This window comes from Halolamina salina, from assembly GCF_042678005.1.
GTDB lineage: Archaea > Halobacteriota > Halobacteria > Halobacteriales > Haloferacaceae > Halolamina > Halolamina salina.
Genome location: NZ_JBHUDH010000013.1, coordinates 18,974 through 20,160 on the forward strand (window position 1 = coordinate 18,974; position 1,187 = coordinate 20,160).

Annotated in this window: 1 protein-coding gene and 1 pseudogene; one reads left to right on the forward strand and one right to left on the reverse strand. The window is 72.4% G+C overall.

What is annotated here, in order from left to right; all coding sequences use genetic code 11:
- Positions 1-997, forward strand: a 997-nt coding sequence (locus ACFR9S_RS01965) for an isochorismate synthase (protein WP_379817952.1), incomplete at its 5' end; no start/stop codon positions are given.
- Between the two features lie 8 nt (positions 998-1,005).
- Here ACFR9S_RS01965 and ACFR9S_RS01970 read toward each other — a convergent pair.
- A pseudogene (locus ACFR9S_RS01970) lies at positions 1,006-1,187 on the reverse strand (hypothetical protein); the annotation flags it as partial.

Here is a 1,187-nt window from a genome sequence, read left to right on the forward strand (position 1 = left end):
GTTCCCGCCGGCGGCGTTCGTGCTGCCACGGGTCCAACTCGTCCGGACCGACGAGGCGACCCACCTCACGGTCGTCCGTGTGGACGGCGACCGCGACGCCCTCGAACGCGACGTGGAGCGCGTCGCCGAGGAGATCGCGGAACTGCCGGCGATGCGTCCCGTGGGCGACCCGCCGGGGATCGTCGCCAGCCGACGCACGACCACCGAGGCCGAGTGGGCCGCGGGTATCGAGGCGGCGATCGAGCGCATCGAGGCCGGCGACCTGCGGAAGGTGGTGCTCGCGGTCGCGCTGGCGGTCACGCTGGAGGAGAAGCTCACGATCCCAGACACGCTCGAACGGCTGCGGCGCTCCTACCCCGACTGCTTCCGCTTCCTGACCCAGCCGTCCGACGAGGCGGGCTTCTTCGGCGTCCCGCCCGAGCGGCTGGTCCGCCTCGACGGCCGACACGCCCGCACGGAGGCCCTCGCTGGCACGGTCGCACGCGGGGAGACGCCCGAGGAGGACGCCACGCTCGCCGACTCGCTGCTCGAAAGTGAGAAGCTCCAGCACGAGCAGGCGCTGGTCACCGAGGCCATCGAGGAACACCTCTCGCCGCTGGGTGATGTGACCGTCGCCGAGCAGGGTGTCCGGAAGCTGGCGACCGTCCAACATCTCCACACGCCGATCGAGGCCGACCTCGTCGGCGACCGGCACGTCCTCGACCTCGTCGAGGCGCTCCACCCGACGCCCGCGATGGGCGGCCTGCCGACGGCGACCGCCGAGCGCGTGATCCGGGAGACGGAGACGTTCGAGCGCGGCTGGTACGCCGCCCCAGTCGGCTGGTTCGACGCCGACGGCGACGGCGAGTTCGCTGTCGGCATTCGTTCGGCGGTCGCGGGGGGCCGGCGCGCCACCCTGTTCGCGGGCAACGGGATCGTCGCCGACAGCGATCCCGAGGCGGAGTGGGAGGAGGTCGGGCTGAAGCTGGAGCCGATCCTCGCGGCGCTGGGGGACTGAGGCCGGGCTCAGCCGTCGATCGGTTCGGTCCAGTAGGCCCGGAGCCCGCGGGCGACCGCGCCGACGATGACCGCTTGGACGTAGAGGAACGCGTAGATCTCCACCCAGAGCCACTGGGTGCCGCCGCCGATCAGGAACTCGTTGTAGAGGAACGTATCGAGCAGCAGCGCGGCGGCGATCGCCGGCGCGG